Here is a 4,931-nt window from a genome sequence, read left to right on the forward strand (position 1 = left end):
TTTTCAGGGCCCTCATGTTCACCGAGTCGACCGCGCACCGCGACCGGTCCAGCTCGCCCCGCGAGCCGGGTTCGTCGAGGACGACCCGGTGGAGCTTGGCCCACACGCGGGCCTTGCTCCACTCGGTGAAGCGTCGATGGGCCGTCGGCCCGGACGGGCCGAAGCACGGCGGCAACTGGGCCCACGTGCACCCGGAGGTCGCGACGAACACGATCGCCGCCAGAACCTCCCGGTCACCGTGTCGCCGCCGACCACCGCCCTGCGGACGAGTCGGCGCGTCCGGCACCACCAACTGGAACAGCGCCCACAACTCGTCCGGCACCAGACGCTCCACGATCAGCACGCCCGGAGTCTACCCAACCGCCCAAATGAGATGACTTCTTAAAGCATGTCTCATGTGGATAGTTTGGCGAGCTTCTTGTAGCAGGTCAGGGCTGCGGCGAGACCGAGGGAGGCGGCAAAGTGGGAACCCTTCCGTTCATTTCTGACGGTCAGTCTGCGGTAGCCGAAAAGCCAGGCGATGCTGCGCTCGATCTTCCATCGGTGGCGGCCGAGTCGCTTCGAGGTGTCGACGCCCGGGCGGGCGATGCTGGGTGTGATGCCGCGCTGACGCAGCCAGGCGAGGGTGTCGGCGGCGTGGTAGGCCTTGTCGCCGCGGAGCTTGCCCGGGCGTCGTCGACGAGGTCCGCGGCGTGACCGCACGGCTGGCAGGCCACCGAGGGTTCGGCCAACGAGATCGGAGGCATGCCGCCGGCGTGACGGAACCACCTCGCACCCACTGGCCACGACACGCCGACCGAACGCCAGTCCGCTGTGACCACGCCACACCCCTCCGAAATCAGGGTGTTGCGACGACCGGTTGAATCCACCCTGACACTCGTGGTCGCTGTGATGAATCAGTTTCCCGGGCTCGACGGGCCGGCCGTGCAGCGCGTGCTCCAGGGCGGTGGGGACCAGGTCGGCGTCCGCGCGCTCGGAGGTGTGCCGGCCCACGATCCGGCGGGAGAAGGCGTCGTGGATCGAGGCAAACCACCACGGGCCCTCGCCGGGCGGGATGAGCGAGATGCCGGCGACCCGCAGCCGGTTCGGGGCGTCGGCGGTGAAGTCGCGCTGGACCAGGTCCGGGGCGGATTCGGCGGCCGGGTTGAGGCGGGTGGAGCCGCGGGGCCGGCGCGGGCTGACGCCCTGGGGTCCGGCTTGGCGCATCAGGCGCTCGACCCGCTTGTGGCCGACGTGGGTGCCCTTGCGCCGCAGGACGGCGTGGACGCACGGGGAGCCGTAGGTCTCGTCGGACTCGGCGTGGATGCGGCGGATGTGCGCGGTCAGCTCGGCGTCGTGGCGCCTGCGCTCGCAGGGTTCGTGGACGTCGCGGCGCCAGCGGTAGTAGGTGGAGGCGGGGATGTGCAGTTACCGGAGGACGGGCTCGGCCCCGAAGCGGTCCTGGTGCTCGTCGATGAGCTTCAGTACCGTCGTCGGGTCGGGTCGGGCTCCTGGGCGAAAAAGCCGAGGCGGCCTTGAGGATCTCGGACGAGCGCCGCAGCTCGGCGTTCTCCTTGCGCAGAGCGGCCAGCTCCTCCTTCTCCACGGTGGTCAGCCGATCGTCGCGCTCGCCCCGATCCGCCTCGTCCCGGCGAATCCAGTTGCGCAGGGCCTCGTGGTGCACCCCGGGATCGCGGGCCATCTGGCGGATCACCGGCTTCGGATCGGCGGCGCGATACGCGGCAACAGCTCGCTGCCGCAACTCGGGCGGGTACTTCATCGGTGCAGCCATGGCAGAGAGGTTCCCTTCTCATGGCCCATCAGGCCATCTCCGGCAACCTTCCGCACTTCGGGGTAACCTCACGCCGGCTCCTGGCGACCACTGGGCAGCGCCCGCACCCCGCCCGTCGTGCCCGGGGTGGAGCAGGTATCAGTGCCGCGCTGGTCGGGGATGTTGTCCGCGGACAAAATCTCTTGCCCTGCCGGCGGCGAACTCGACTCTGCCCGCCCCGCCCCGAGAATCATCCGCTGTGTGGCCCGGTCGGGCAGCCCAGACGGGGATTGCGCTCGGGCACTCTGGACGGCAGTACCCGGCACGGCTCGTCCGGGCACCTCTTCGACGCAGCGGCGGCGCAGGCGGGCACCGCGTAACCGGTTGTCCCAGTCCGGACTGCCAGCACGGCAGCGCCTCAGACAGGACAGATATGACAGCTCCACCAGCTCTCGCAGACGGGGCTGCGGCCGCGCAGCGCGATCACCGAGGCCGTCGGCTACAGTCCCGCCTCAGGCTTACCACCCAGCTGGGCCAGGGGATCGATGGCTATGTGCTTGGCGGCCTCGGGTCAACCCTGCCAACCATCTCACACGCCCTGGGCATGTCCGCCTGGTGGGCTGGACTGATCGGTGCCTCTGCCCTGGTCGGCATTTTCATCGGAGGCCCCCTGTTCGGCTGGTGCGCCGACCGCTTCGGCCGCCGAACCGTCTTCCTCGCAGACATCCTGCTCTTCCTGGCCGGCTCGGTCCTTCAGTTCTTCGTCGACGGCGCCTGGCAGTTGTTCGCGGTCCGCCTGCTCATGGGCATCGCGATCGGCGGCGAGTACGCGGTCGGCGCACCCCTACTGTCGGAGTACACCCCCAGCGGCAACCGCGGCAGGCTGCTCGCCAGTCTCGAAGTAAGCTGGTATGTGGGCTACATGGCGGCGTTCACCGTTGGTTACCTGCTCATCGGGGTGGCCGGGGGATGGCGTTGGACCCTGGGCAGCAGTGTGTTCATCGCTTTGGTGTGTGTCGCCCTGCGCAAGAGCGTTCCCGAGTCCGCCCGCTGGCTGCTCAGCCGCAACCGACGGGAGAAGGCCGAGGAGCTCATCCACCGCTACGGGGTGGAAATCGACGTCGAAGCCGAATACGCCGCCCGCACGGCCGGGTCCGCGCATTGCGGCATCCGAGCTCTGTTCAGCTCCGAGCACCGACGCGCCACTGTCTTCGTTAGCACCTTCTGGGGCGCTCTGGTACTTCCCTACTTCGCCATCGGCACGTTCTCCCCACAAGTCCTGGGGTCCCTGGGTCTGGGTTCCGAGGCCCTGGCCGGCTCCCTGGCCGCCAATGCCGTCGCGGTCGTCGGTGTCACGATCGGCTGCCTGCTAGTGGAGCGAATCGGCCGCCGCAAACTCCTCATACCCCCGCTGTGGATCACCGCGGCCGCCCTCGCCGTCCTGGGTGTGTGGCCCACCGCCCCCCTCGCGGTCGTCCTCATCTGCTTCCTCCTCTTCGCACTGCTCAACGCCGCCTCCTCGACGCTGACGGCGGTGTACCCGCTGGAGGTCTTTCCGACCTCGATCCGGTCTACCGGGGTGGGATTCGCCACTGCGATGAGTCGGATCGGCGCGGCTGCTGGCACCTTCCTACTGCCGCTCCTCCTCCAGCACGCAGGGGTGGGGCCCACCATGTTGGTCGGCGCGACCGTGCTGGCCGTCGGGGCACTCGTCTCCCACCGCCTAGCACCGGAAACCACAGGTCTTGACCTCGGCCACACCGCGCAGGCCGTCCGGCGCGCCCCGGAGCAGGCTCACTGATCGTTTCAGAATGACTTTCGAAGGCGCCGGAGGCAGATGATGATGCTGCAGGCGAGGTCGAGTAGTCCTTGGTAGAGGTCGGGGCGTCGCTCGTAGCGGGTGCGGAGGCGCTTGAACTGGTGGAGCCAGGCGAAGGTGCGCTCTACGACCCAGCGGGTGCGGCCGAGTCCGGAGCCGTGGGCGACGCCGCGTCGGGCGATCATCGGCTTGATGCCGCGCCTCCACAGCAACTGAGGTTGTCGCGAGGGGGTGACAGATGATGATCTTTTCGCTACTCCGTGCGTATGAGGTATGCGGATGGCGGCGGGCTGACCGCCGTAGGGCGGGCGAAGCGGGAGCGGGTGCGCTTCGAGGCCGCGGAGTTGTTCGAACAGGGAGTGCGCCCGTCGGAGGTCGCGCGGCGGCTGCGGGTGTCGCGGAAGTCCGTCTATGCCTGGCAAGCCCGGTGGCGGGATGGCGGTGTCCAGGCGCTGGTGTCGAAGGGGACGCAGGGCCCGCGGTGTCGGTTGGACATTGAGCAGCCGCAGCGGCTCGAGGCGGAGCTGACGCGGGGGCCGGCCGCGCACGGCTGGACGGAGGACCAGCGCTGGACGCCGGCCCGGATCGCGGTGCTGGTCGAGCGGCTGTTCAAGGTCTCCTACAGTCTGAAGGGCATGTCGCTGGTCCTGCACCGGATGGGCTGGAGCGTGCAAGTCCCGATGCATCGCCCGGTGGAGCGCGACGACGCGGCGGTGGCCGCCTGGCGGGAGGAGACCTGGCCCGCCGTGGGAAAACCGCACGGGACCAGGGCGCGTGGGTGGTCTTCGAGGACGAGGCAGGCCAGTCGCTGAGGCCTCCGAAGGCGCGCACCTGGTCCCGGAAGGGACAGACACCCGTCGTGAAGGTCACCGGCAAGGGCTCCGGCCGCGTCTCGCCCGCCGGGCTCGTGTGCGTCCGGCCCGGTGACCCGCGGACCCGACTGATCTACCGCATGATCGTCCATCGTGGCCGCAAGGGCGAGAAGAAGGGCTTCCGCGAGAAGGACCTCGCCCGGCTGCTCGATGCAGCCCACCAGCAGCTCGGCGGCCCGCTCGTCCTGGTGTGGGACAACGCCACCGCCCACACCGACCGCGTGATGCGCGAGCTGATCGCCACCCGCTCGTGGCTGACCGTCTTCCGCCTGCCGCCGTATGCGCCGGACCTCAACCCCGCCGAGGGTGTGTGGGCCCACCTCAAGAAGAGTCTGGCCAACCTCGCACCCCACACCACCGACCAGCTCGCCACGGCGGTCCGGACCCGACTGAAGAAAACGCAGTACCGTCCCCGCCCCATCGACGGCTTCATCGCCGAGACCGGCCTGACCTTCCAACTCCCATAATCACCTCACTACTTCAACCTCAA

At 69.2% G+C, this 4,931-nt stretch carries 4 protein-coding genes and 3 pseudogenes; 2 read left to right on the top strand and 5 right to left on the bottom strand.

Annotated elements, in window-relative coordinates:
• The 4 genes and pseudogenes from AC2TEW_RS38180 to AC2TEW_RS38195 form a co-directional block, all read right to left on the bottom strand.
• Nucleotides 1-343 (bottom strand): transposase (locus AC2TEW_RS38180; protein WP_484627410.1); only part of this gene is annotated, 343 nt, incomplete at its 3' end.
• Nucleotides 344-393: 50 nt separating this feature from the next.
• The gene (locus AC2TEW_RS38185; protein ID WP_484627773.1) at nt 394-1,206 is read right to left on the bottom strand and encodes a transposase family protein; all 813 of its coding nucleotides are present in this window, start codon (nt 1,204-1,206) and stop codon (nt 394-396) included.
• Nucleotides 1,180-1,407, bottom strand: a pseudogene (locus AC2TEW_RS38190) (IS3 family transposase); the annotation flags it as partial. The pseudogene AC2TEW_RS38190 and the gene AC2TEW_RS38185, both read right to left, overlap by 27 nt.
• Before the next feature lie 136 nt (nt 1,408-1,543).
• A pseudogene (locus AC2TEW_RS38195) lies at nt 1,544-1,771 on the bottom strand (transposase); the annotation flags it as partial.
• 412 nt (nt 1,772-2,183) lie between these two features.
• Between AC2TEW_RS38195 and AC2TEW_RS38200 the strand changes: the two are divergent.
• The gene (locus AC2TEW_RS38200) at nt 2,184-3,551 is read left to right on the top strand and encodes an MFS transporter (protein ID WP_484627772.1); all 1,368 of its coding nucleotides are present in this window, start codon (nt 2,184-2,186) and stop codon (nt 3,549-3,551) included.
• Between the two features lie 5 nt (nt 3,552-3,556).
• Here the strand turns inward: AC2TEW_RS38200 and AC2TEW_RS38205 are convergent.
• Nucleotides 3,557-3,769, bottom strand: a pseudogene (locus AC2TEW_RS38205) (transposase); the annotation flags it as partial.
• 66 nt (nt 3,770-3,835) lie between these two features.
• Between AC2TEW_RS38205 and AC2TEW_RS38210 the strand changes: the two are divergent.
• Nucleotides 3,836-4,908, top strand: a protein-coding gene (locus AC2TEW_RS38210; RefSeq protein ID WP_484627739.1) for an IS630 family transposase whose coding sequence is annotated in 2 segments (ribosomal slippage) — nt 3,836-4,319 and nt 4,319-4,908 — 1,074 coding nt in all. Because the reading frame shifts where the segments join, the coding sequence is not laid out codon by codon here.
• The last annotated feature ends 23 nt before the right edge of the window (nt 4,909-4,931 follow it).

The sequence above is a fragment of the Kitasatospora sp. NEAU-CNBT7 genome, assembly GCF_057220535.1.